Here is a 24,311-nt window from a genome sequence, read left to right on the forward strand (position 1 = left end):
GGTAGAATCGACCGTCGTGATCACCGCGACCGACCTGGAGGTACGAGCGGGCGCTCGGACCCTGTTGGCGGCGCCCGGCGACGCCTTACGCATCCAGCCCGGCGACCGGATCGGCCTCGTGGGCCGCAACGGTGCCGGCAAGACCACCACGCTGCGCATCCTGGCCGGCGAGACCGAACCCTACGCGGGATCGATCCGCCGGTCCGGTGAACTCGGTTACCTCCCGCAGGACCCCAAAGAGGGCGACCTCGACGTCCTGGCCAAGGACCGGGTGCTCTCCGCGCGCGGTCTCGACGAGATCTTGCGCGACATGGAGAAGCAGCAGGCGCAGATGGCCGAGGCCGCCGACGACAAGCTGCGGGACAAGGCCGTGGCGCGGTACGGCCGGCTCGAAGAGCGCTTCGCCGCCCTCGGCGGATACGTCGCCGAATCCGAGGCCGCGCGGATCTGCAACAGCCTGGGTCTGCCCGACCGGGTTCTCGAGCAGCCGCTACGGACACTCTCCGGCGGTCAGCGCCGACGGATCGAGCTCGCACGCATCCTGTTCGCGGCGTCCGACGGTTCGGGGAAATCCGACACCACCCTCCTGCTCGACGAACCGACCAACCACCTCGACGCCGACTCGATCGCCTGGCTCCGCAGCTTCCTGCAGAACCACGAGGGGGGTCTCGTCGTGATCAGTCACGACGTCGACCTGCTGGCCGACGTGGTGAACCGGGTGTGGTTCCTCGACGCGGTGCGCGGTGAGGCCGACATCTACAACATGAGCTGGAAGCGGTACCTCGATGCCCGGGCGACCGACGAGCAGCGCCGTCGTCGCGAACGGGCCAACGCCGAGAAGAAGGCGTCCGCCCTGCGCGCGCAGGCCGCGAAGCTCGGTGCCAAGGCGACCAAGGCGACCGCCGCGCAGAACATGCTCAAGCGCGCGGAGCGGATGATCGACGCCCTCGACGAGGAGCGGGTGGCCGACCGCACCGCGCGGATCCGGTTCCCCGAACCGGCCGCATGCGGCAAGACACCGTTGATGACGTCCGGACTCTCGAAGAGCTACGGCTCGCTGGAGATCTTCACCGGGGTGGACCTCGCGATCGACAAGGGCAGTCGCGTAGTCGTCCTCGGCCTCAACGGCGCGGGCAAGACGACGCTGCTGAGAATGCTTGCCGGAGTGGAGAAGCCGGACACAGGGTCGATCGCGCCGGGATTCGGTCTGAAGATCGGCTACTTCGCGCAGGAACACGACACCCTCGACGACCGGGCGTCGGTGTGGGAGAACATCCGGCACGCGGCACCCGACGCGGGCGAGCAGGACCTCCGAGGCCTGTTGGGCGCGTTCATGTTCAGCGGCGCCCAGCTCGATCAGCCGGCCGGCACGCTGTCCGGCGGTGAGAAGACCCGGCTCACGCTGGCCGGGCTGGTGTCCTCGGCGGCGAACGTCTTGCTCCTCGACGAGCCGACCAACAACCTCGACCCGATCTCGCGCGAACAGGTCCTCGACGCCCTGCGCAGCTACACCGGGGCCGTCGTCCTGGTCACGCACGATCCGGGCGCCGCCGCCGCGCTCGATCCGCAGCGTGTGATCCTGTTGCCCGACGGCACCGAGGACCACTGGAGCGAGGAGTATCAGGAGCTCATCGAGCTCGCCTGATCGCCTCGATGACCCGATCGGTCCCGGCGCGGTCGGGCACCGTCAGCCGGTGACCGTGTTCGGCGAACTGCCGGCCGACGACCCCCGCGGCCCGCAGCCGCCGCCCGAACTCGATGCCGTCGGTGCCCGGCACGAACACGAAATTCGCCTCGCTCGGCAGCGCCGGGTGGCCCGAGTCGCGCAGCGCGTCGGCGATTCGATCGCGTTCGCGGCGCATCGCCGTGACCCGTCCGGCCAGCTCGTCGGACGCGGCAAGTGCCAGCGACGCCGCGTGTTCGGCGGCCGCGGTGATCGAGAAGGGGACTTCGTGACGGCGGGCACCGCCGATGGACGTCGCCGACCCGATCGCATAACCGACCCGCAGTCCCGCGAGACCGTGGGCTTTGGAGAGGCTTCGCACCACGATCAGGTTGGGGTACTCGTCGACCAGCGTCCGGACATCGGGTGCGTTCCGGCAGTACTCGACGTACGCCTGGTCGAGGATCACCGGGATCGCCGGGTCGACAGCCATGAGCAGATCACGGATCTCCGTGTCGGAGAGGACCGATCCGGTCGGGTTGTGCGGGCTGCAGACGATGACGGCCGCGGTGTCCGGACGCGCGGCCGCGGCGAGCGCACCGATATCGGGACGCCCGGCGTCGAACAGCGGGGTCGTGTCGATCCCGAGCCCGATCATCTCGGCGAGCAGCGCGAAACCCTCGAATGTCGGTGCGGGGGTGACGATCCGCGGTCCGGTGCGACCTCTGGCCCGGCACTGCGCCGCCGAGTCCTGCAGGATCGCGGAGAGTACGGCCGTCGCCCCGGCGGGTAGGCTAAAGTCCGGCGTCGGAGGGCTGTGGTCTGGACGAGCGGTCGGGTCACCAGGTGGCTTCGACTCGGCTCCTCGACCTCGACGCGCTCCTTCGTCGCTTGCTCGGCCCGGCGGCTCCGCTCGGTGCCGGCTCGACCAGCGTTCGGGCGGCTCGGCCAGCGGTGGGGCGGCTCAACCAGCTGACGGGCTTGATGCCTCCGGCCAATACCGCTTGCGCAGATCGCCTTTCACGAGCTTCCCGGTGGGCGTGCGCGGCAGGTCGTCGACGAAGTCGACCGACCGGGGCGCCTTGTAGGCCGCGATGTTCTCGGTGGTGAACGCGATCAGCTGCTCGGCGAGCCGATCGGTGGGTTCGTGGCCGTCAGCGAGCTGCACGCAGGCCTTCGCGACCTCGCCGAGGTCGGGGTCGGGGACACCGATCACCGCGACGTCGAACACCGCCGGGTGATTGATGAGGACGTTCTCGGCCTCCTGCGGGTAGATGTTGACGCCGCCGGAGATGATCATGAACGCCTTGCGGTCGGTCAGATACAGATAGCCCTCGTCGTCGACGTATCCGACATCCCCTGTGGTGGACCAGTTCTCGTGTTCGGGGTGCTGGGCCTTGCGGGTCTTGTCGGGGTCGTTGTGGTACTGGAACGCCACGTCCTCGCGTTCGAAGAAGACCTGGCCGACCTCACCGGTCGGGAGTTCCTTGCCGTCCTCGTCGCAGATGTGGACCACGCCGAGCAGCGGCTTGCCCACCGAGCCGGGGTGATCGAGCGCCTCCTGCGGGCCGATGAACGTTGCGCCGGCGGCCTCGGTCGATGCGTAATACTCGTGGATGACCGGGCCCCACCACTCGATCATCGCCCGCTTCACCTCGACCGGGCAGGGCGCGGCCGCGTGGACGGCGATCTTCATGCTGCTGACGTCGTACTTCGAGCGGACGTCGGCGGGCAGCTTCAGCATCCGGATGAACATGGTGGGCACCCACTGGCTGTGGGTCACGCGATACTTCTCGATGGCGGCGAGGGCCGCTTCGGGATCGAACCGGTCCATCATGACCACGGTCCCGCCGACCGAGTTGGTCATCCCGCAATAGCGCAGCGGCGCTGCGTGATACAGCGGTGCGGGGGACAGGTAGACCGCGGAGTCGTCGTAGCCGTACATGGGCGCGAAGATCGCGGTGTAGGCGTCGGGCACCTGGTCGACCTGCCCTTCGGGCATCGGTGTCTTGATGCCCTTCGGACGGCCGGTGGTCCCGGAGGAGTAGAGCATGTCGGTGCCGCGCGGCTGGTCGGTGCGGGGCTCTGCCGACGCATTGGCCAGGACCTTGTCGTAACTCTCGAAGCCGTCGAGATCGCCACCCCACACGATGCGGCGACCCGGGCCGGCAAGGGCCTCGATCTCGCCGGCGGCCGACACGGCCTCGACGACCGAGGCGCCGGCGAACAGGACCTGCGCGTTGCAGTCGGAGAGGATGTAGTTGGTCTCCGCCGCGGTGAGGTGGTGGTTGACCGCGGTCACGTACAGACCGCTGCGCAGGGCCGCCCAGTACACCTCGAAGACGTGGAAGTCGTTGGCGGAGACCACGGCGATGTTGTCGCCGCGTCGGAGTCCGAGGGAGTCGAGGTAGTTGGCGAGCCGGGTCGAGTTCTCGTCCAGTTGTCGGTAGGTCAGTACCTCGCCGGTAGCGGCCCGGATGACGGCCGGCTTGTCGGGGGTGGATTTCGCGAAGACTCCAGGAAACAAGAGTGACGCTCCTCGTGACGAAGGGGATGGCCACCCCGAACGACCGTATCTAACGCTCGTTCGGGGTGTTGCGAGTCACAGTACCCTAGCGTCGTGTCCGATTTCGCAGTTCCTCAGTGCGTCGCGAGAAACCTGTCCATGGTTCGCTCCGCGAGCGCGGTGATCGTCAGCGCGGGATTCACCAGGCCGACTGCGCCGGGGACGAAGGAACCGTCGACGACCCACAGGTTGTCGTAGCCCCGGACTCCGCCGTCAGCGTCGGCCGCGGCACCCATGACGACGCCGCCGAGCCCGTGATAGGTACTCGCGGAACCGAATCCGAGCGCGCGAGACGACACGTGGGTTCCGTTGGCGGCGAAGCCGAAACGGCCCTCGGTGCGTTCGTGGAAACGCTTGATGAAGGCGTTGCTGCGGCGGTCGAGGTCGTTGCGGTCGGCGGGGTGGGGATAGTTCAGTTGCGCCCGCCGGATGCGATGGTCGTAATCGATCGTGCCGCGTTCGTCGGTGTGGGCCTGCACGAGGTGGGTGGTCGCGGCCTTGCCGAGCGGTGCCGGCAGCGGGGTGGCCTGATAGACCATCGAGACCGGTCCGCCGGGCAGGTTGTCCTCGTAGATCCGTGCGTAGCCCGGTCCGGCCTGGACGGCGCCGAAATCCTCGCGGGGGTTCGCCCGGATGGTGAGGAAGTCGCCGTTCACGCCGAAGCCGTCGCCGATGCGCGGTGACAGTCGCGGCAGGCGCCCCTGCGCGCGCGCTTCGACGAGCAGCCGGGTGGTGTGGAAGGAGCCCGCGGCCATGAAGAGGTGATCGGCCTCGGTGGTCACGGTGCGTACCGTGCGGCCCTGCTCGTCGAGAACCCGTGCGGTGACGACGAATCCGGCGCGGCGCGAGCGAGGCCGGATGTCGAAGACCTCGTGCATCGGCTTGACGGTGACGTTGCCGGTCCGTTCGGCGGCGAGGAGGTAGCTGCGGTCGAGAGACTTCTTGGCGCCGCTGTTGACGCCGTAGCTCAGTTCGCCCGCGGTCACCGACGGGGTGGCCCGGCCGGCCAGTTCGTCGCGGGCGATGTCCCAGTCGATGGCGAAGTCGAAGAAGTGCGGTGACGCGCCGTAGCGCTCGATCACCTTCAGCCAGGACCGGGCCCCGACGTACTTGGGGTGCGCGAGGATGTCCGCGGGCAGCGGCGAGACGCCGAGCCCGGCCTTCGCGCGCGGGAAGTAGGTCTGGGCGAGCTGCGCGTAGTCGGCGGCCGCCGGGAAGATGTGCTCGAAGTCCTGTCGGCGGGGGACGGGCGTGAAGGAGCCGAACACGAGCGACCCGCCGCCGACGCCTGCGCCGTACACGGCCTCGACGCCGTTGCCCATCACATGGTCGAGCACGCCGGGATACGGCTCCACCGGGAGGCCGCTCGCCGCACTCGCGCCGGCGGGGCTGCCGAACCACGCGGCGCGCTTGTCCGGGGTGGTCGTCGTGGCGAAGGTGTTGCCGTCCGGTCGGATCGGCCACCGGCGCCCGTGCTCGAAAACCGTTGTCGTGTAGCCGGCCTCGCCGAGGCGACGTGCCGCCACCGCGCCGCCGAAGCCGGTGCCGATGACGATCGCGGTCTGCCCCGGTGCCGCCTGCGCCGGGGTGACGGTCGCGCCGAGCGCGGCGAGGGCGCCGACGCCGGCCGCAGAGCGCATGAGGGTCCGGCGAGAGACGGCGGGACCGGGTTTGTCGAGTTTCACCCGGGAACCTTAGCGTGAGCTAAGTAAGGTTAGGGAATCCTTAGCAGCAGCAACTGTGTGGGATGGATCTTGGCCGGCTTGATCCGGCCCGGCAGCCGCGGTGCGTGATCGCCGAGTCGGCCGGGGCCGCGGGACGTTAGGCTCCGGGGTGTGACGGCTGCGCTGCAGATCGAGGTGGACCGCGACAGCGTGGCGATGGGGGATGACGTCGCTTCCCACGCACACTCACTCCTGGTGGAGCCGGGTACGGCGCTGAGTGTCGTCCTCGCCGCGGCGGCGCCCGGGATCCGTGCTCGGGGCTGGTCCTGGGTGGCCGACGTCGACGGCCGGGTCGCCGCCGTCTGGTCGGCCGACCACGGTGTGCAGATGCTCGTCGGGGACGGCCCGGTGACCGCGGACGTCGTGCCGTGCCGGATTCATTACCGGTACTTCCTGCAGATCGACCCGGCGTGGCTGTATCGGCGCCTCGCCGAGGGGGCCGCGGCGGACCGGGGCGCCCTCGAACGCGAGTACCGCCCGATCGGTGATCGGCGACGCGAGGAGGACGAGCGTCGCCGCGAACGCGATTCGGCGACAAGGTATCTGACCGTCGAGTGCACCGCGGCGCTGCGCGGCTTCGGTGCGGAGTTCGATCTGCACAACGACCGGACGGCACGGTTCGACGTGGTCGGCTCGATGTGGCGGGTACAGCGCGCCGACACCATGACCATGACCTTCGACGGGGCGAATCAGGTCCTGTCGTCGATCCGACCCGTCGGCGTCGCCGAGTGCTGGCTGGTCGCGGCCGTCGGAATGCGTATGCGACAGGTGCAGGGACTCACGCCGGTCCCGAACGACCCCCGTTTGCCGGTGCCGGAGCTGCGGCCGATGGGGTCAGGGGTGGCCGGATCGCCACGCTGGACGACGAGAGGTACGAGAGGCGATCCCGTCGTCCAGCTGACCGGCGATGAGGCGGTGCGGGCCTACCGGTTGTCGGCGAACCGTTCGATCGACGAGGTCGTGTCCCTGCTGGCCCCGGACTGAGGTCAGTCGTGTGCGCGCACGGACTCCTCGACGAGGTCGAGCACCGCGTGCAGATCGTCGGTGGGCTGGCCGGTGGCCAGCCGGGTGATCAGACCGTCGAGCACGAGGTCGAGGTAGTTGAGCAGAACGTCGGTCGGGACGTCGTCGCGCAGGCGCCCCGCTTGCCGACCCCGCTCCAGCCGGCTGAGTGTCGCCTGCTCGACCTCGGCCGCGTAGGACACCCACTCCGCACGGAATCCGTTGTCCGTCCGTAGTTTCCGCGCGATCTCCAGGCGCGTGCCGAGCCAGTCGAAATCCTGGGGGCGCGTGAGCATGTCGCGCATGACCTGCACCAGGCCCTGCTCGGCGGCGACATCGGCCATCCGCTCGGCATCCTCGCGCGCGAGGGCCAGGAACAGCGCCTCCTTGTCCCGGTAATGGTGGAAGATCGCACCCCGGGACAAGCCGGTGGACTCTTCGATCCGTTTGACGGTCGCGCCGTCGTATCCGTACTCCGCGAAGCAATGCCGCGCGCCGTCGAGAATCTCCCGACGACGCGCGGCAAGCCGGTCATCGCTGACCTTGGGCACGTCGAGTGCCTCCTGTCAGCTCTTGATCATGTTGCGCAGCACGTACTGCAGGATGCCTCCGTTGCGGTAGTAGTCGGCCTCACCCGGGGTGTCGATGCGGACCTTGGCATCGAACTCCACCGTCGAGCCGTCTTCCTTGGTGGCGGTGACGTGCACGGTCGACGGCGTCGTCCCGTTGTTGAGCTCCTCGATGCCCGCGATGTCGTAGGTCTCGGTGCCGTCGAGGCCCAACGACTTGTGCGACTCGCCCTCGGGGAACTGCAGCGGGATGACGCCCATGCCGATGAGGTTTGAGCGGTGGATGCGCTCGAAGCTCTCGGTGATGACGGCCTTCACGCCGAGGAGGCTGGTGCCCTTCGCCGCCCAGTCACGCGACGATCCGGTGCCGTACTCCTTGCCGCCGAGCACGACGAGCGGGATGTTCTGCTCGGCGTAGTTCTGCGCGGCGTCGTAGATGAACGACTGCGGTGCACCCTCCTGGGTGAAGTCGCGGGTGTAACCACCGGTCACACCGTCGAGCAGCTGGTTCTGTAGGCGGATGTTGCCGAAGGTCGACCGGATCATCACCTCGTGGTTGCCGCGGCGGGCGCCCAGCGAGTTGTAGTCCTTGCGGGCCACCCCGTTGGCATCGAGGTACTGCGCGGCGGGGGTGCCGGGCTTGATCGTCGACGCGGGGGAGATGTGGTCGGTGGTCACCGAGTCGCCGAGCTTCGCGAGCACGCGTGCGCCCTTGATGTCGGAGACGGGCGACGGCTCACGCTGCATGCCCTCGAAGTACGGAGGCTTGCGGACGTAGGTGGACTCGTCGTCCCACTCGAAGGTCTTGCCCGACGGGGTCGGCAGGTTCTGCCAGCGCTCGTCACCCTTGAAGACGTCGGCGTAGTCCGAGGCGTACTGCTCCGGCGAGATCGACGAGGCGATGGTCGCCTCGATCTCCTCGTTGGTCGGCCAGATGTCCTTGAGGAACACGTCGTTGCCGTCGGTGTCCTTGCCCAGCGCGTCGGTCTCGAAGTCGAAGTCCATCGTGCCGGCCAGGGCATAGGCGATGACCAGCGGCGGCGACGCGAGGTAGTTCATCTTCACGTCGGGGTTGATGCGACCCTCGAAGTTGCGGTTGCCCGACAGCACCGCGGTGGCGGTGAGGTCGTTGTCGTTGATCGCCTTCGAGATCTCCTCCGGCAGCGGGCCGGAATTGCCGATGCACGTGGTGCAGCCGTAGCCGACGAGGTAGAAGCCGAGCTTCTCCAGGTACGGCCAGAGACCGGACTTGTCGTAGTAGCCGGTGACGACCTGCGAGCCCGGTGCCATCGACGTCTTGACCCACGGCTTGGACGACAGGCCCTTCTCCACGGCCTTCTTGGCCAGGAGCGCCGCGCCGAGCATGACCGACGGGTTGGAGGTGTTGGTGCAGCTGGTGATCGAAGCGATCGTCACGATCCCGTGGTCGAGGATCATCGATCCTCGTTCCTCGGAATCCACCCGGACCGGATTGGTCGGCCGACCCTCGGCGCCGTTGGCGGCCGAGTGCAGCGGCTCGGCGTCGTCGTCGGCGAAGGACAGGGTCGCGGGGTCGGACGCCGGGAAGGTTTCCTCGACCGCCTCGTCCAGCTTGGTCTGCGGAGCGGAGTTGCCGTTCTCGACGTAGTTGTGGATGTCCTTGCGGAACGCGTTCTTCGCGTCCCACAGCTCGATGCGGTCCTGCGGACGCTTCGGGCCGGCGATCGACGGGACGACGTCGGCCAGGTCGAGCTCGAGGTACTCCGAGTACACGGCCTCCTCGGCGTCCTTCTCCAGCCACATGCCCTGTTCCTTGGCATAGGCCTCGACGAGCGCGAGCGTCTCCTCGCTGCGCCCGGTGAGTCGGAGGTAGTTGACGGTCTCGCCGTCGATCGGGAACATCGCGCAGGTCGAGCCGAACTCGGGGCTCATGTTGCCGATGGTGGCGCGGTTGGCGAGCGGGACCTCGCCGACACCGTTGCCGTAGAACTCGACGAACTTGCCGACCACGCCGTGCTTGCGCAGCATCTCGGTGATGGTGAGGACCACGTCGGTCGCGGTGACGCCCGGCTTGGTCGCGCCGGTGAGCTTGAAGCCGACGACGCGGGGGATGAGCATGGAGACCGGCTGACCGAGCATCGCGGCCTCGGCCTCGATGCCGCCGACGCCCCAGCCCAGGACGCCGAGGCCGTTCTCCATCGTGGTGTGCGAGTCGGTGCCGATGCAGGTGTCGGGGTAGGCGACGCCGTCACGGACCATCACCGAGCGCGCGAGGTGCTCGATGTTGACCTGGTGCACGATGCCGGTGCCCGGCGGCACGACGCGGAAGTCGTCGAAGGCGCCCTGACCCCAGCGGAGGAATTTGTAGCGCTCCTCGTTGCGCTGGTACTCGATCTCGACGTTGCGCTCGAACGCCTGGGCATTGCCGAAGGCCTCGATGATGACGGAGTGGTCGATGACCATCTCGGCCGGTGCGAGCGGGTTGACCTTGTCCGGGTCGCCGCCGAGTTCCTTGACGGCGTCGCGCATGGTCGTGAGGTCGACGATGCAGGGCACGCCGGTGAAGTCCTGCATGATCACGCGGGCAGGCGTGAACTGGATCTCGACGCTCGGTTCGGCGTTCGGGTCCCAGTTCGCCAGGGCCTCGATGTGCTCCTTGGTGATGTTCGCGCCATCCTCGGTGCGCAGGAGGTTCTCGGCGAGGACCTTCAGAGCGTAGGGGAGCTTGGCGGTGCCCTCGACGGCGTTCAGACGGTAGATCTCGTAGCTGTTGTCACCGACGTCCAGCGTGCCGCGGGCGCCGAAGGAATTGATACTCACGTCTAAATCCACTCTCCTCGTGTGCCGGCGGGCTGCGCCGGCGATTACTCGATGATCCACTTGCGGTCGGGCGGGGCTGGTCGATCCGGCGCAGTCGTGCCGCACCGGCTGACGTTCTGCACCGGCGGGCTGCACCGGCACCATCGGATGTCCGCGAGGGCCACCCGCGACAACGTCGTCCAGTCTAACAGTACGGACGTACTGTTACCAAGCTCGGGCCGGGACACGCCGGATCGGACCTGCCGACACCGGAATACCCAGACGAGTCCATTGTGTCGTACGGTGCAGGGCGGGGTTCGGCGAGGAGACACTCGACGCCGGCGCGATACCGCCGTCAACGTGCACGCAACCCCGGGTGATCTCGAGAGGCAGGGGTGGCGGATGGGTCCGCAGGCGACGACGCTGGTGCTGGCAGCTCCCGCGGAGAACAACGAACTCACCGGACTCGTCGGGGTCGACATGGGTGAGCTGTCGCGGGACATCGCCGACGACGGCGTGGCGGGGGCGACGCCCGAACAGTTGCCCGGCATGCTCGAGGTCGTCGAATACGCCCAGTCGAAGGGCCATGACGTCAGCTTCGTGGTCATCGACCAGGTTCAGCCCCGGTTCACTCTCTACCGCGACGTCGCGAACCAGTTGCAGGAACAGGTCGGCGGCACCGTCATCGTGCTCGGCCCCAACTCGGTCGGCAGCTCGTCGCCGGAGTTCAGCCGGGTGGTGCAGGAACAGGCCACCGACGGCCTGACCCTCACCGACCCCGCGGGTGCGGCGCGGCAGATGATCGACACGATGACCGGTCCCAACGTGGACTGGACGATCGTGGGCCTGCTGCTGATCCTGGTCGTCGCGGGCGGAGCCGTGCTCGCCCGGCTGCGGCAGGTCCGCAGCCGCAAGAGCCTGGCCGCCGGTCCGCTGGGACCCGTGCAGACCACCGCCGCGGAGTCGGATGACTCCTCGGAATCACGCCGCGAGCCGACCGCTTCCGGCCGGTAGTAGACAGGCCCGGGCCGCCTCTGCCGGCCGGCGATGCGGCGGGTGGGCCCGCCCCCTGGCACCTTGTTCTCGCGCGGCGGGGACCCTTCTCGGCGTGTCTTCCGGTCTGTTGCCAATTCGAGACCTTGACGACCGTTCGATCTTTCGCCAGTTCACGGCATTTTCGCAGGTAATCACGCCTTTGTAATTCACGAACACGGTTTTCTCGTGTGGTTGATGTGACGTACGGTTCTGATGTCGCGTGTGATGCCTGTGTTCCCTACAGGGTCCGATGTGGCGGAAGTGCAGTGCGTGATCGCCGCGGGTTCAGACACCCCGGACGGTCGCCGGACCGGGGATCGGACGATCCCCGCGAATCGCGAGGAGTTCCAGGTGAGGCGAGGAAGAACTGGTGCGTCATGGCCGGCGCGCGTCTCGGCGGCCCTTGCTGTCGTACTCGTCTGCGCGGTCGGTGCGGGTCATGCCGACGCGGCGCCCAAGAAGACGCCCGAGTCGCCCATCTCCGGTCTGATCAACCGGATCGCGACGGTCAACCAGGACATCGCCGACCTCGATCAGGCGCTCGCGTCCCGCCAGGAGAACGTGAACCGATCGATCGTCGACTTCCAGAACTCGCTCGCGCAGCAGCGCCTCGCCACGGTGGCCGCGCGCGGAGCACGCACCGAACTCGACCGCTCGAGCAAGGCCGTCGTCGACGCTCAGAAGGAGTTCGACCGGTTCGCCCGTCTGGCCTACCAGCAGGGGCCGGAGCAGGGTTCGATGTCGAACTACGTCGCCTCCGAGGACCCGCAGGCCGTCCTCGACCGCATGAAGCTGATCGATCAGGTCGGCAAGAAGCAGCAGGAGATGATCCGGCGGCTGCAGGTGGCCCGTAACCAGAAGGCCAACCGACTCGCGGCCGTCGAGGCCACCCGCCGGCAGGCGTCGTTCGCGGCCAAGAGCGCCGAACAGCGCAAGACCGACGCCATGGCGGCGGTCACCGAGGCGAAGGCCGCCATCGCCTCCCAACAGAAGCGCAAGGCCACCCTGATCGGGGAACGCGACCGGGTCCAGAAGCGCCTCAACACGATTCGCGGATATGTGCCGAAGAAGACGGTCGAGGGGCCGTCGGCGAGCGATCTGCTCTCGAACCTGTTTCCGACCGATCCGTCGGCCGAGGGTGTGCTCAAGGCGCTGCCGGCCACGCCCGCGACCGACAACCAGGCACTGGCCGTCGCGGCCGAGGCCGCGGCGCGCCTCGCCATCGACGTCGGTTCGTCCATCCTCGCCGGTCTGGTCGGGCAGCAGCAGTTGCCCCAGTCCGAGTTGCTGAACGAGCTCGGCATCGGCGGTGCGGACATCACCGGCAGCAGCGGTGGCGACACCCTCAGTGCGCGACTCGGTTCGGGGAGCCTCGGCTCACTGTTCGGCAGTTCCTCCGGCGGCGGCGGGGGCGGGGGCGGCGTCGTCCGACCCGGGCTGCGCGGTCCGCAAGCCGTCGAGATCGCCGTCAACCGTGCGCTCTCGCAGCTGAACGTGCCCTACGCCTGGGGCGGTGGCGACGCGAACGGCCCGACGCAGGGAATCCGCGACGGCGGTGTGGCCGACAGCTACGGCGACTACAACAAGATCGGTTTCGACTGCTCCGGCCTGATGATCTACGCGTTCGCCGGCGTCGGGATCGAACTGCCGCACTACACCGGTTACCAGTACACCTCGGGGCCGCAGTTCCCGCTGTCACAGATGCGACGCGGCGACATGATCTTCTACGGCCCCAACGCGAGTGCGCACGTCGCGCTGTACCTCGGCGACAACAAGATGGTCGAGGCACCGCAGTCGGGTGACGTGGTCAAGGTGTCCCCGCTGCGCACCAACGGCGCGATGCCGAACGTGGTCCGTCTGCTCTGAGGCGTGGTGGTTCCGGCGGGCGCGGTGAACGACCGACCCCCGCCGAGTCTTCTTGGCACCTTTTCAGCCGGCACGGCTAGGCTGGCACAGACACGCGGGGTCGACGCCTGCGCGCTGCGCGTTCGCGCCGCCCGTGGGCCCTCGCGGTTCGACGGAACAGCAGTTCAGAGGAACAGGAGCACGGGTTGACCGAATCGCACTCCCTCGGCAAGGCGGCCACGGGGGATTCCGCGGCGGCAGGAGCGGACGGCTCGGTGCTGAGCGACGCCGACGTCGCCCTGCTCGAGCGGGCCATCTACGAGGTCAAGCGCGTCATCGTCGGCCAGGATCAGCTCGTCGAGCGCATTCTCGTCGGTCTCCTCGCGCGCGGACACATCTTGCTCGAGGGCGTGCCGGGTGTCGCGAAGACGCTCGCTGTCGAGACGTTCGCCCGCGTCGTCGGCGGGTCGTTCTCGCGAGTGCAGTTCACCCCCGACCTCGTGCCCACCGACCTGATCGGTACGCGTATCTACCGGCAGGGCCGCGAGGAGTTCGACACCGAGCTCGGCCCGGTGGTCGCGAACTTCCTGCTCGCCGACGAGATCAACCGCGCACCCGCGAAGGTGCAGTCGGCACTGCTCGAGGTGATGGCCGAGCGGCACGTCTCGATCGGCGGCAAGACGTACTCGATGCCGGATCCGTTCCTGGTCATGGCGACGCAGAACCCGATCGAGAACGAGGGTGTCTACCCGCTGCCCGAGGCGCAGCGGGACCGCTTCCTGTTCAAGGTCCTCGTCGACTACCCGTCGGTGGAGGAGGAGCGCGAGATCGTCTACCGGATGGGCAACGTCCCGCCGACCGCCTCCCAGGTCCTCGACCCCGCCGCGATGCTGCGCCTGCAGCGGACCGCGGCGAACGTCTTCGTCCACCACGCGCTCGTCGACTACGTCGTCCGGGTCATCAACGCCACCCGCCGGCCGGCCGAGCTGGGCCTGAACGACGTCGCGTCGTGGCTGTCTTACGGCGCGTCGCCCCGTGCGACGCTGGGCATCGTGGCCGCGGCCCGCGCCCTGGCGCTGGTCCGCGGACGCGACTACGTGATCCCGCAGGACGTCGTCGAGATCATGCCCGACGTGCTGCGGCACCGCCTCGTGCTGTCCTACGACGCACTGGCCGACGAGATCGATGCCGACCAGGTCATCGCCCGCGTCCTGCAGACCGTCGGACTGCCGCAGGTCGGCGCGCAGCCGGTGCCCCAGGGGCAGTACCCGGCCGGACAGCAGCAGGCGCCCAATCCCGGACACGGGCCGAATGGGTATGCGGGACAGCAGGTCCCGCAGTCCGCCGGCCCGATGGACCCGAATTCGGCCCCGGCGAACCGGAATTCACCTCAGTATGGCGGCTAATCGGGACCTACCGCGTCTCGGCGCCGGGCTGCTCGACGAGGCGCAGCTGACGGCGGCGCTGAAGATGCTCGAGCTCACCGTGCGGCGCAAACTCGACGGCGTGCTCCAGGGCGAGCACCTGGGTCTGATCCCCGGACCGGGTTCGGAGCCAGGGGAGGCGCGGGCCTATCAGCCGGGCGACGACGTCCGGCGGATGGAGTGGTCGGTCACCGCACGCACGACCCAGCCGCATGTCCGGCAGATGATCGCCGACCGCGAACTCGAGACCTGGCTCGTCGTCGACGCCTCGGCCAGCCTCGACTTCGGCACCGTCGACTGCACCAAGCGCGACCTGGCCGTCGCGGCGGCCGCGGCTCTGGTCCACCTCACGACCGGCGGCGGTAACCGGCACGGCGCGCTGGTGGTGACCGGTGACGACGTGGTGCGGGTACCGGCCCGTGCCGGGCGTGCGCACGCCCAGAACCTCCTCAAGACCATCGCCACCACGCGGCGCAGTTCGCCCGGGGTCCGGGGCGATCTGAAGGCGGGGATCGAGGCTCTCCGACGGCCCCAGCGCCGTCGCGGCCTCGCCGTCGTCATCAGTGACTTCCTCGGCCCCATCGACTGGGAGCGTTCGCTACGCGCCATCGGCGCCCACCACGAACTCCTCGCGGTCGAGGTCCTCGACCCCCGCGATCTCGACCTCCCGGCGATCGGCGAGGTCACCCTGGCCGACGCGGAGTCCGGGGAGATCCACGACGTGACGATCACCGACGACCTCCGGCGCGACTTCGCGGCCGCGGCGCGCGCACACCAGCAGCGGGTCCACCGCACCCTGCGCAGCTGTGGCGGCGCGATCCTGACGTTGCGTACGGATCGGGAGTGGATCGCCGACACCGTCAAGTTCGTCGCACAACGCCGCCGCGGTCTCGCGGCGGGGGTGGGGTAGGTCGATGCTGTCCAGTCCCTGGTGGTTGCTCCTGCTCCTGGTCGTGGCGTTACTCGGCGCCGCGTATGTCTACATGCTGCGCCGGCGGCGGCAGCGTGCGCTGACCTTTGCGAACCTGGACCTGCTGAAGTCGGTCGCGCCCGCCGATCGGAGTCGCCTGCGGCACCTTCCGATCGCGCTGCTGATCATCTCGCTGATCCTGCTCACGGTCGCGCTGTCCGGGCCGCAGGCCGATCGCAAGGTGCCGCGCAACAAGGCGACCGTCGTCCTGGTGATGGACGTGTCGCGGTCGATGAACGCCACCGACGTGTCGCCGTCGCGGATCCGTGCGGCGCAGGAGGCCGCCAAGAAGTTCGCCGACGAACTGACCGAGGGGATCAACCTCGGACTGATCTCCTTCGCCGGTACCGCCGCGAGCCTCGTGTCGCCGACGCCGGACCACAACGCCACCAAGGTCGCGGTGGACAAACTGCGGCTCGACGACAAGACGGCAACCGGGGAGGGCATCTTCGCGGCCCTGCAGCAGATCAGCACGCTGAACGCGGTGCTCGGCGGGACCGAGGGCGCACCACCTGCGCGGATCGTGCTGCTCTCCGACGGCAAGGAGACCGTCCCGGACGACCCCGACGACCCGCGGGGTGCGTTCACCGCGGCTCGGAAGGCCAAGGAGGAGAAGATCCCGGTCTCCACGATCTCCTTCGGTACCCGGACCGGCACCGTCGAACTCGAGGGCGACCGGGTGCCCGTGCCGGTCGACGACGACTCGCTGCGCAAGATCGCCAACCTGTCCGGTGGCGACTTCTTCACCGCGGCCAGCCTCGACGAGTTGAACAAGGTCTACGAGCAGCTCCAGGACGAGATCGGTTACGAGACCCGTCGAGGGGACAACTCGAAGCCGTGGCTGATCGCCGGTACGTTGTTCGCGCTGGTGTCGGCCTTCGCCGCGCTGGCCATCAACCGCCGGCTGCCCTGACGCGGATGTGTCCGGGGTGTGCCGCAAGTGCCCCCCGTCCGCCGACCGCGTGTCACCCCCCCGCAATGAGAACGGATAAGTTGAACACCCATGACGGCAGCTAGCAACGAAGCGCAGAATCCCTCCCGCTCGGTCCTGGTGACCGGCGGCAACCGCGGAATCGGCCTGGCCGTGGCCCAGCGACTGGCGGCCGACGGTCACCGGGTGGCGGTGACGCACCGCGGTTCCGGAGCACCGGACGGACTGTTCGGCGTCAAGTGCGATGTCACCGACTCGGAGTCGGTCGACCGCGCCTTCGCCGAAGTCGAGGCGCATCAGGGTCCCGTCGAGATCCTCGTCGCCAACGCGGGGATCACCGAGAACATGCTCCTCATGCGACTGTCCGAGGAATCCTTCGAGAAGGTCCTCGACGCGAACCTCACCGGCGCGTTCCGGTGCGCCAAGCGCGCCACCAAGGGGATGCAGCGCGCCAAGTGGGGCCGGATGATCTTCCTCGGCTCGGTGGTCGCGATGTCCGGCATCCCCGGCCAGGTGAACTACGCGGCCTCGAAGGCGGGCCTGATCGGGATGGCGCGCTCGATCGCGCGTGAGATCGGCTCGCGCAACATCACCGCGAACGTGGTGGCGCCCGGGTTCATCGAGACGGACATGACCGCGTCGATGGAGGACCGCTACATCGAGATGGCCAAGCAGGCGATCCCGCTCGGCCGAACCGGCAAGCCCGAGGACGTCGCGGCGGCCATCAGCTTCCTCGCCTCCGACGAGGGCGGTTACATCTCCGGTGCGGTCCTGCCCGTCGACGGCGGAATGGGCATGGGGCACTGAACTGCCGAGCGCGGTCGCACGGCTACTGACCCGCGCAGCGCGGTCGTAAGGCACGTCAATCAACGTCGATCTCAGGAGCACATCTTCGTGAGCGGAATCCTGGACGGGAAGACCGTCCTCATCACGGGCATCATCACCGATGCGTCGATCGCCTTCCACGCCGCCGCCATGGCGCAGGAGCAGGGCGCCACGGTCCTCATCACCGGCATCCCGGAACGGCTCCGGTTGATCGACCGGATCGCCAAGCGGTTGCCGAAGGAGGTGCCGCCGGCCATCGGGCTCGACGTCACCAACGAGGACGATCTCGGCGCGCTCGCCGGGAAGCTCACCGAGCTGGCGCCGCAGGGCATCGACGGCGTGATGCACTCGATCGCGTTCGCGCCGCGCACCCTGATGGGTCCCGAGGCCAAGCCGTTCCTGGAGGGGCCGGGCCCCGACGCCGCCAAGGCCTTCGAGATCTCGGCGTGGAGTTATGCCTCGCTCGCCCGCGCCGTACTCCCCGCCATGAACGAGGGCGGCTCCATCGTGGGCATGGACTTCGATCCCCGCACCGCGATGCCGTACTACAACTGGATGGGTGTGGCGAAGGCCGCGCTCGAGTCGGTGAACCGGTACGTGGCGCGCGAAGTGGGCAACGCGAAGAACATCCGGTCGAACCTGGTGGCCGCCGGCCCGATCAAGACCCTCGCCGCGAAGGCGATCGCTGGTACCGCGACCGATGACGCCAAGCAGCTCAACATGCTCAACGAGTACTGGGACGGCGCGTCCCCGATCGGCTGGGACGTCGACGACCCCAGCGTCGTCGCGAAGTCGGTGTGTGCGCTCCTCAGCGACTGGCTGCCGGCGACCACCGGTTCCATCGTCTACGTCGACGGTGGCGCCAGCCACAACACCTGGTTCCCGGAGGGCATGACCACCGGCTCATGAGTTCGCCAGCACCTGGGGACACCGCGCCCGTCGATCCCGCACCGTTCGTTCCCGCGCCGTTCGATGCCGTCCTGTTCCTGTCGTTCGGCGGACCGGACGGGCCCGAGGACGTGATGCCGTTCCTGGAGAACGTCACTCGCGGCCGGGGGATCCCGCGCGAACGGCTCGAGTCGGTGGCCGAGCACTACCTGCACTTCGGCGGCGTCTCACCGATCAACCGGCTCAACCTCGAGATGATCGATGCCCTGCGTGCGGAGCTCGACCGACGTGGTGTCGACCTCCCGGTGTATTTCGGCAATCGCAACTGGCACCCGATGGCCGAGGACACCCTGGCCGAGATATACCGCGCCGGTCATCGCCGGATCCTCGTGTTCCCGACCTCGGCGTGGGGCGGCTACTCGGGGTGCCGGCAGTACCACGAGGACATCGACCGGGCGGTCACGGCGCTCGCCGAACGTGAGCCGACGAGCGGTGAACCCGACGGCGCGGTGGTGCTCCGCAAGCTCCCGCAGTACTGGTCGCATCCGGCGTTCGTCGCGGCCGGGGCCGACGCGGTGCGCCGCGCTCTGGACGCCCTCGGGCCCGGTGAGGAGGCGCCGCGGCTGGTGTTCACCGCCCACTCGGTCCCGACCTCGGCCGATGAGGCGTCGGGTCCCGCGGCCGACGGCGGGAAGCTGTACTCGCGCCAGGTGCTGGCCGCGTCGCAGGCGGTCGCCGATGAGCTCGGCATCGCCGACTTCGACCAGGTCTGGCAGTCACGGTCGGGTCCACCGCAGATCCCGTGGCTGGAACCGGACATCTGCGACCATCTGGAGAACCTTGCCGCGGAGGGTGTCCGACGGGTGGTCGTCTACCCGGTGGGGTTCATCTCCGACCATCTCGAGGTGATCTGGGATCTCGACAACGAGGCCGCGGAGGTCGCCGAGCGCCTCGGCATGGACTATGTCCGCGCCGACACCGTGGGTCCCGATCCGCGGTTCATCTCGATGATCGGCGAATTCGTGGAGGCGTACGCCGGGGGCTTCGGCGACCTGTCGGCGATGGGATGCGGAGACAACGGACGCACCTGTCGAGACCGGTGCTGTGTGCCCGCGACCCGGCCGGCACGCAGTCGGTAGTCCCGGTCAGTTCTGGGGCCGCAGCAGCTCGAGGATCGTGTGGTTGACCGCCGCCGCCCGTGCGGTCCGCGTGAGCGCCTGGAGTCCCCGGAGCGTCGCGTCGCCGGAATCCCATTGTCCGGCACTGTCGCCGATCTCCACGTTGCGCGCCCCGGCGAGGTCGACGATGGCCTCGACCTGCGCCGCCGTGTCGATCAGGCGGGTGGAGCGCGCGTCGAGGAGATGCGGGGGCAGGGCGACCCGATGCCTCGAGGTGAGCGCTGCGAGTTGCGTACGGAGGTCGCTTGCGTCGGCCGACCGGCGTCCGCCGAGCCCGCCGATGATCGTGGTCGCCTCTCGAACTGCTTGCCGCAGTTCGTATTCCAGATCACCGGCACTAGGTCCCGCGGATACGAGATGACCGAGGTCGAGGGAGGCGTCGTAGCGGTGGGCCGACCATGTGCACGTGACGAACGGTGGATCGTCGGTGTCGGCGGCGAACGCCGGGACGAGCGCGAGCGTGCCGTTGCCCGCCGCGTCGTCGACGAGCAGCACCTCGCCCGCGCCGAGCGCGGCCGACGTCGCCACATGGGGTGGGAGTCCCTGCGGATCACCCGTGGAGGGCAGGCGGACGACGAGGCGTCGAGCGGGTCGCAGCAGCGCGAGCAGATCGAGCACCCCGTTCGCCGAACCCGTTGCGGGCGAATTCTGTTCGGCCCCGGCGACCCCGCCGTCGGGCCAGTGCAGGAGGTGCCGGTCGGCGGATTCCGCCAGGGCTTCGATCACGTCGTCGGGGGAGCACCGGCCGGTGAGCCAGGCGGCCGACCACGCGCCGAGGGCGCACGTCGGCCACGCGACGGTGGCGGAGAGCAGGCGGCTGCGTTTCATCAAGAAGCCAGGATACCGGCGAGGCCGGTGGGAGCCGGGCGTGGCAACCCCGCGGGCGGGCCCGCGGGGCATACGGTGTGTGCGCCGCCCGACCTGTCCATCGCGGCGGCGTGATCACGAGATGACCGATCGAGAGATGGTGGTGTGCGATGGATGACCGCTACGGACGCGATGTGCTCTCCCAGCCCCGTCGGGCGAAGCCGCGTCCCGCGGAGGTCGCCGCGGATCGCGATCTGGTCGTCGAGGACGCCGCCACCGGCTTCTGCGGTGCGGTCGTCGGGCTCGAGAAGAGCTACGCCGGCGATCTCGTCCGGCTGGAGGACCGGCGAGGTCAGACGCGGGTGTTCCTGATGCACCCCGGCGCGTTCCTCATCGACGGTCGGCCGGTGACGCTCGTACGGCCGCGCACCAGAGGCCCGCAGCAGCCGGCCATGACGGCGTCGGGATCGCGAGCAGCCCCTCGCGCCCGCGCGCGGACCGCGCGCGCCAGCCGGCTCTTCGTCGAGGGCGTGCACGACGCGACACTCCTCGAGCGGGTGTGGGGTGACGACCTCCGCGCGGAGGGCGTGGTCGTCGTCAGCCTCGACGGCCTCGACAACCTCGAGGCGGCACTCGACGAATTCCAGCCGGCACCGCATCGCCGGGCCGGTGTCCTCGTCGACCATCTGGTGGCGGGTTCCAAAGAAGCACATCTCACCGCCGAGGTCGGGGAGCACGTCCTCGTGTGCGGGCATCCCTACATCGACGTCTGGGAGGCGGTGAAGCCGGCGTCGGTGAAGATCCCGGCGTGGCCGCACATCCCGCGGGGCACCGACTGGAAGACCGGGGTGTGTGCCGAGCTCGGCTGGGGGGACCCTCGTGACGGCTGGCGCCGGGTGCTGGGCGGGGTGAGCAGTTTCCGGGATCTCGAGGTCGCTCTGCTGCGGTCGGTGGAAGAACTCATCGATTTCGTGACCGCGGCCGAAGAGCCCAGGTGACGCACACGGCCTGACGCCCACCGGGGCCCACCCGCGTCGTGAGCGCCGAAGGCGGTTCGGACATCTCTGGCAGACTGGACCCATGAGCGCCCTGCTGTGGTTGGCGGCCGCGATCGTCCTGGTGGTCGCGGAGATGTTCGGTGGCGAACTCGTCCTGCTCATGCTCGCCGGGGGCGCATTCGCGGCCGCCGGTGTCGATTTCGCGTTCGAGACGCCGCTGTGGGTCGAGGGGCTGGTCTTCGCGCTCGTCTCGGTGCTGCTGCTGGTTGCGGTCCGTCCGATCGCCCGTAAGCACATGCTGAACCGTCCGGCGGTCCTGATGAACACCGAGGCGCTCGAGGGTCGGCCGGCGGTGGTGACCGAACAGGTCGACGCCCATGACGGACGCGTCAAGATCGGCGGCGACGTGTGGTCGGCCCGCACGATGGACCCGACCCAGGTGCTCGAACCCGGAACCCACGTGACCGTCGTGGAGATCGACGGCGCGACCGCGGTGGTGTGGCGCGCCTGAATGCGGCCGCCGCGACACCGCCGAACGACAACGCTGGAAGGTGACCATGGAGTACGAGATCTTCGGCCTGACCGTCATCGTTTTGCTCGTGTTGCTCGTGGTGGTGATGCTGGTCAAGTCCGTCGCGCTCATCCCGCAGGCGGAGGCCGCGGTCATCGAGCGACTGGGCCGCTACACCCGCACCGTGTCCGGCCAACTCACCCTGCTGTTGCCGTTCATCGACCGCATCCGCGCCCGCGTCGACGTCCGTGAACGAGTGGTGTCGTTCCCGCCGCAGCCGGTCATCACCGAGGACAACCTGACGCTGTCCATCGACACCGTCGTCTACTTCCAGGTCACCAATCCCCGGGCCGCCGTGTACGAGATCGACGACTACATCGCCGGCGTCGAGCAGCTGACGATCACGACGCTGCGCAACGTGGTCGGCGGGATGACGCTCGAGGAGACCCTGACCTCCCGCGATTCCATCAACGGCCAGCTGCGCGGAGTCCTCGACGAAGCGACCGGCCGCTGGGGCCTCCGGGTCGCGCGCGTCGAGCTGAAGTCGATCATGCCGCCGCCGTCGATCCAGGAGTCGATGGAGAAGCAGATGAAGGCCGACCGCGAGAAGCGGGCGACGATCCTCTCGGCCGAGGGCCAGCGCGAGTCGGCGATCAAGACCGCCGAGGGCAACAAGCAGTCGCAGATCCTCGCCGCCGAGGGTGCCAAGCAGGCCGCGATCCTCGCTGCCGAGGCGGATCGGCAGTCGCGCATCCTGCGGGCGCAGGGCGACCGCGCCGCGTCGTACCTCAACGCCCAGGGTGAGGCGAAGGCGATCGAGAAGACCTTCGCGGCGATCAAGGCGGCCAAGCCGACCCCGGAACTCCTGGCCTACCAGTATCTGCAGCAGTTGCCCGAGATGGCCAAGGGCGAGGGCAGCAAGGTGTGGGTGGTGCCGTCCGACTTCGGTTCGGCCCTCCAGGGTTTCGCGAAATCCTTCGGTGTCCAGGGAGACGACGGCGTGTTCCGGTACGAGCCGGCCGACTCGCCGCCCTCGCCGATCGACGACTCGGAGACCGAGGATTGGTTCTCGATGGCCTCCGATCCCAAGGTCGCCCAGGCCGTTGCCGAGGCGGAGGCGGTGGCCCGCACCCCGGTCGCGCCCGAGATCACCGCTCGTGCGTCGCGCGCGTCGCGCCATGCGTCGCCGGTGGGGTCCGAGCCGGCCGAGCTCACCGATGGTGCGTGGTCCCAGCCCGTACAGCCCGAGGAGCCGGGGCCGGCCGAGCCCACGACCTGAGAACGGCTCAGCGGATGAGGTGCTCGACGCCCGCCATGCCGACCGCCCACATCACCGAGGCGAAGGTGCCCATGATGAACTGCTCGGCCGCATGCGGGGCGCGCAGCTCGGGGTAGCGGGCGAGGCTTTTCACGGCCAGGATGATCGCGAGGCCTTCGGGCCACCCCGCCATCAACGTGGTGACGACCGCGAGGCGTTCGAGGTATCCGATCACCCGGCCGCCGCGCAACGGCCCGGCTTCGGCCGGGTCGGCCGGGGCGGGCGCCGGGGAGTCGGGAGCGTCGGTGTCGTCCCCGGATCCGTCATCCGGCGACCCCTCCGGATCGGGTCCGGGCCCCGTGCGCTGGCCGACCCCGCCGGCGACGAGGACCGTCCGGACCACGGGTCCGCCGCCGGTGATCGCCGCGAGCGCGGCGACGACCGGGACGGCCGAGGCGAGGAAGCCCGTGGCGGGCGCTGCCACGGCGGCGAGGACGGCGGTCACCCCGGCCAGGACCAGCAGGACGACGGCTCCGATGACGTCGAGTCTGCGTACGACGGACACCGGCGCGTGGTTGCGCTTCTCCCGCGTCGCGAGCGCCCAGGTCGGCGTCGCCAGCGCGGTCAGGAGAAGAAGGGTGATCGCTGCGGTGGTCATGCCGATCCTCCGGACGGGCTGTGTCGGTCGGCCTCGGCGAGCGCGTCGGCGACGAGGCCGAGGGAATCGGATTCCAGATCCCACGCCGCGGTCCGCAGCCGCTGACTCATGGCCTGTGGCGTGATGTCGAGTTCGGCGGCGGCCTCGACCTGGGTGAGGCCGCGGCGCATCAGCTCCACCGCCTCCCGGCCGGCGGCACTGCGCGCGGTGATCACATCGGCGATGAGACGGCCGGCCGTCTGGGCGTGACGGGACCAGCGAGTCTCCGGGCCGCGGACACAGAGGGGGACCCGCTGCCGCTTGGCGGCCTCGACGGCGTCGCGAGCGTGGACGAAGGCAGGCCCGCGCCCGGCCCGGGTGGACGGGGGGAGAGGCTCGTCGACCGGTCCGGCGCCGATGCCGACACTCCAGTGACCCTCGGCGGTGAGTTCGACGGCCAGTCGGGCGGCCGTCACCGGATCGGCGAGGACTCCCTGGATCTCGTCGCCCGCGGTACGTTCGAAGGCCCGTACGGTCTGGACCGATGCGAGAGCGGTGAGGATGGCGTCCACCCGGTCGATGTCGTGGCGACTCCCGCGTTGGTCGACGGTGAGTACGAACATCACTCAAGGCTATGCACTTGATCGCTGTGAATCAAGTCCCCTGACTGGATGGGATCGCGCTAGGTGACTTGATCCCCGA

General features: G+C 69.1%; 21 protein-coding genes. 13 read left to right on the forward strand and 8 right to left on the reverse strand.

Annotation, left to right across the window (positions count from 1 at the left end; all coding sequences use genetic code 11):
* Window positions 1-16 precede the first annotated feature (16 nt).
* A complete protein-coding gene (locus KB201_RS17490) occupies window positions 17-1,645 on the forward strand; it encodes an ABC-F family ATP-binding cassette domain-containing protein (RefSeq protein ID WP_058250385.1) in 1,629 nt (542 codons plus the stop codon).
* Here KB201_RS17490 and KB201_RS17495 read toward each other — a convergent pair.
* The 3 genes from KB201_RS17495 to KB201_RS17505 form a co-directional block, all read right to left on the reverse strand.
* Window positions 1,629-2,615 (reverse strand): histidinol-phosphate transaminase, encoded by a 987-nt coding sequence (locus KB201_RS17495; RefSeq protein ID WP_211539991.1) that lies wholly within the window; start codon window positions 2,613-2,615, stop codon window positions 1,629-1,631. The genes KB201_RS17490 and KB201_RS17495 overlap by 17 nt on opposite strands.
* Window positions 2,616-2,627: 12 nt before the next feature.
* Window positions 2,628-4,190, reverse strand: coding sequence for an AMP-binding protein (locus tag KB201_RS17500; protein ID WP_058250386.1), 1,563 nt, complete (start codon window positions 4,188-4,190; stop codon window positions 2,628-2,630).
* 113 nt (window positions 4,191-4,303) lie between these two features.
* Window positions 4,304-5,869 carry a GMC oxidoreductase gene (locus tag KB201_RS17505; protein ID WP_211539993.1) on the reverse strand — a complete coding sequence of 522 codons (1,566 nt, stop codon included), beginning with the start codon at window positions 5,867-5,869 and terminating at the stop codon, window positions 4,304-4,306.
* Window positions 5,870-6,064: 195 nt separating this feature from the next.
* Between KB201_RS17505 and KB201_RS17510 the strand changes: the two genes are divergently transcribed.
* Window positions 6,065-6,937: a hypothetical protein gene (locus KB201_RS17510; RefSeq protein WP_078112389.1), complete on the forward strand. Its 873-nt coding sequence runs from the start codon at window positions 6,065-6,067 to the stop codon at window positions 6,935-6,937.
* A gap of 2 nt (window positions 6,938-6,939) precedes the next feature.
* On the opposite strand, the gene KB201_RS17515 is transcribed toward KB201_RS17510, so the two are convergent.
* Both KB201_RS17515 and KB201_RS17520 read right to left on the reverse strand, forming a co-directional pair.
* Window positions 6,940-7,506, reverse strand: a complete 567-nt coding sequence (locus KB201_RS17515) for a TetR/AcrR family transcriptional regulator (protein ID WP_058250388.1) — start codon at window positions 7,504-7,506, stop codon at window positions 6,940-6,942.
* A gap of 15 nt (window positions 7,507-7,521) precedes the next feature.
* Entirely contained in the window at window positions 7,522-10,323 is a 2,802-nt protein-coding gene (locus tag KB201_RS17520; protein WP_058250389.1) for an aconitate hydratase, read from the reverse strand.
* A gap of 381 nt (window positions 10,324-10,704) precedes the next feature.
* On the opposite strand from KB201_RS17520, the gene KB201_RS17525 reads away from it, so the two are divergent.
* The 8 genes from KB201_RS17525 (at window position 10,705) to KB201_RS17560 (ending at window position 19,359) form a co-directional block, all read left to right on the forward strand.
* Window positions 10,705-11,316 (forward strand): DUF6676 family protein, encoded by a 612-nt coding sequence (locus KB201_RS17525; protein ID WP_078112390.1) that lies wholly within the window; start codon window positions 10,705-10,707, stop codon window positions 11,314-11,316.
* 372 nt (window positions 11,317-11,688) lie between these two features.
* Window positions 11,689-13,203, forward strand: a complete 1,515-nt coding sequence (locus KB201_RS17530; RefSeq protein WP_078112462.1) for an NlpC/P60 family protein — start codon at window positions 11,689-11,691, stop codon at window positions 13,201-13,203.
* A gap of 185 nt (window positions 13,204-13,388) precedes the next feature.
* A complete protein-coding gene (locus KB201_RS17535) occupies window positions 13,389-14,588 on the forward strand; it encodes a MoxR family ATPase (RefSeq protein ID WP_078112391.1) in 1,200 nt (399 codons plus the stop codon).
* Complete coding sequence (locus tag KB201_RS17540; RefSeq protein ID WP_058250392.1) at window positions 14,578-15,516, forward strand: DUF58 domain-containing protein; 939 nt, start codon at window positions 14,578-14,580, stop codon at window positions 15,514-15,516. The genes KB201_RS17535 and KB201_RS17540 overlap by 11 nt, the downstream gene beginning before the upstream one ends.
* A 4-nt stretch (window positions 15,517-15,520) precedes the next feature.
* Window positions 15,521-16,489, forward strand: a complete 969-nt coding sequence (locus KB201_RS17545) for a VWA domain-containing protein (protein WP_078112392.1) — start codon at window positions 15,521-15,523, stop codon at window positions 16,487-16,489.
* Between the two features lie 90 nt (window positions 16,490-16,579).
* Window positions 16,580-17,314 carry a 3-oxoacyl-ACP reductase FabG1 gene (gene fabG1, locus KB201_RS17550; protein WP_065632177.1) on the forward strand — a complete coding sequence of 245 codons (735 nt, stop codon included), beginning with the start codon at window positions 16,580-16,582 and terminating at the stop codon, window positions 17,312-17,314.
* Between the two features lie 87 nt (window positions 17,315-17,401).
* Window positions 17,402-18,241, forward strand: a complete 840-nt coding sequence (gene inhA, locus KB201_RS17555; RefSeq protein ID WP_078112393.1) for an NADH-dependent enoyl-ACP reductase InhA — start codon at window positions 17,402-17,404, stop codon at window positions 18,239-18,241.
* The gene (locus KB201_RS17560) at window positions 18,238-19,359 is read left to right on the forward strand and encodes a ferrochelatase (protein ID WP_211539979.1); all 1,122 of its coding nucleotides are present in this window, start codon (window positions 18,238-18,240) and stop codon (window positions 19,357-19,359) included. Before inhA ends, KB201_RS17560 begins: the two co-directional genes overlap by 4 nt.
* Before the next feature lie 6 nt (window positions 19,360-19,365).
* On the opposite strand, the gene KB201_RS17565 is transcribed toward KB201_RS17560, so the two are convergent.
* Window positions 19,366-20,226: a serine/threonine protein kinase gene (locus KB201_RS17565; RefSeq protein ID WP_211539981.1), complete on the reverse strand. Its 861-nt coding sequence runs from the start codon at window positions 20,224-20,226 to the stop codon at window positions 19,366-19,368.
* A 149-nt stretch (window positions 20,227-20,375) separates the two neighbouring features.
* Here KB201_RS17565 and KB201_RS17570 point away from each other — a divergent pair, with 149 nt between their 5' ends.
* The 3 genes from KB201_RS17570 to KB201_RS17580 all read left to right on the forward strand — a co-directional run bounded on the left by KB201_RS17570 (window position 20,376) and on the right by KB201_RS17580 (window position 22,993).
* Window positions 20,376-21,203, forward strand: a complete 828-nt coding sequence (locus KB201_RS17570; RefSeq protein WP_078112396.1) for a DUF3097 domain-containing protein — start codon at window positions 20,376-20,378, stop codon at window positions 21,201-21,203.
* Window positions 21,204-21,285: 82 nt separating this feature from the next.
* Window positions 21,286-21,714 carry an NfeD family protein gene (locus KB201_RS17575; RefSeq protein ID WP_058250399.1) on the forward strand — a complete coding sequence of 143 codons (429 nt, stop codon included), beginning with the start codon at window positions 21,286-21,288 and terminating at the stop codon, window positions 21,712-21,714.
* 46 nt (window positions 21,715-21,760) lie between these two features.
* Complete coding sequence (locus KB201_RS17580; protein WP_065632229.1) at window positions 21,761-22,993, forward strand: SPFH domain-containing protein; 1,233 nt, start codon at window positions 21,761-21,763, stop codon at window positions 22,991-22,993.
* A 7-nt stretch (window positions 22,994-23,000) separates the two neighbouring features.
* Here KB201_RS17580 and KB201_RS17585 read toward each other — a convergent pair whose 3' ends face one another.
* The gene (locus KB201_RS17585; protein ID WP_078112397.1) at window positions 23,001-23,630 is read right to left on the reverse strand and encodes a hypothetical protein; all 630 of its coding nucleotides are present in this window, start codon (window positions 23,628-23,630) and stop codon (window positions 23,001-23,003) included.
* Window positions 23,627-24,232, reverse strand: a complete 606-nt coding sequence (locus tag KB201_RS17590; RefSeq protein WP_078112398.1) for a hypothetical protein — start codon at window positions 24,230-24,232, stop codon at window positions 23,627-23,629. Before KB201_RS17590 ends, KB201_RS17585 begins: the two co-directional genes overlap by 4 nt.
* Window positions 24,233-24,311 lie beyond the last annotated feature (79 nt).

The organism is Gordonia sp. SCSIO 19800 (genome assembly GCF_018132775.1).
GTDB lineage: Bacteria > Actinomycetota > Actinomycetes > Mycobacteriales > Mycobacteriaceae > Gordonia > Gordonia hongkongensis.

Coding starts and splice junctions, on each gene's coding strand:
- KB201_RS17540 (WP_058250392.1), top strand. CDS start 14,578: ATGGCGGCTAATCGGGACCTACCGCGTCTCGGCGCCGGGCTGCTCGAC.
- KB201_RS17590 (WP_078112398.1), bottom strand. CDS start 24,232: ATGTTCGTACTCACCGTCGACCAACGCGGGAGTCGCCACGACATCGAC.
- KB201_RS17505 (WP_211539993.1), bottom strand. CDS start 5,869: ATGCGCTCTGCGGCCGGCGTCGGCGCCCTCGCCGCGCTCGGCGCGACC.
- KB201_RS17580 (WP_065632229.1), top strand. CDS start 21,761: ATGGAGTACGAGATCTTCGGCCTGACCGTCATCGTTTTGCTCGTGTTG.
- KB201_RS17565 (WP_211539981.1), bottom strand. CDS start 20,226: ATGAAACGCAGCCGCCTGCTCTCCGCCACCGTCGCGTGGCCGACGTGC.
- fabG1 (WP_065632177.1), top strand. CDS start 16,580: ATGACGGCAGCTAGCAACGAAGCGCAGAATCCCTCCCGCTCGGTCCTG.
- KB201_RS17560 (WP_211539979.1), top strand. CDS start 18,238: ATGAGTTCGCCAGCACCTGGGGACACCGCGCCCGTCGATCCCGCACCG.
- KB201_RS17525 (WP_078112390.1), top strand. CDS start 10,705: ATGGGTCCGCAGGCGACGACGCTGGTGCTGGCAGCTCCCGCGGAGAAC.
- KB201_RS17585 (WP_078112397.1), bottom strand. CDS start 23,630: ATGACCACCGCAGCGATCACCCTTCTTCTCCTGACCGCGCTGGCGACG.
- KB201_RS17545 (WP_078112392.1), top strand. CDS start 15,521: ATGCTGTCCAGTCCCTGGTGGTTGCTCCTGCTCCTGGTCGTGGCGTTA.
- KB201_RS17570 (WP_078112396.1), top strand. CDS start 20,376: ATGGATGACCGCTACGGACGCGATGTGCTCTCCCAGCCCCGTCGGGCG.
- KB201_RS17575 (WP_058250399.1), top strand. CDS start 21,286: ATGAGCGCCCTGCTGTGGTTGGCGGCCGCGATCGTCCTGGTGGTCGCG.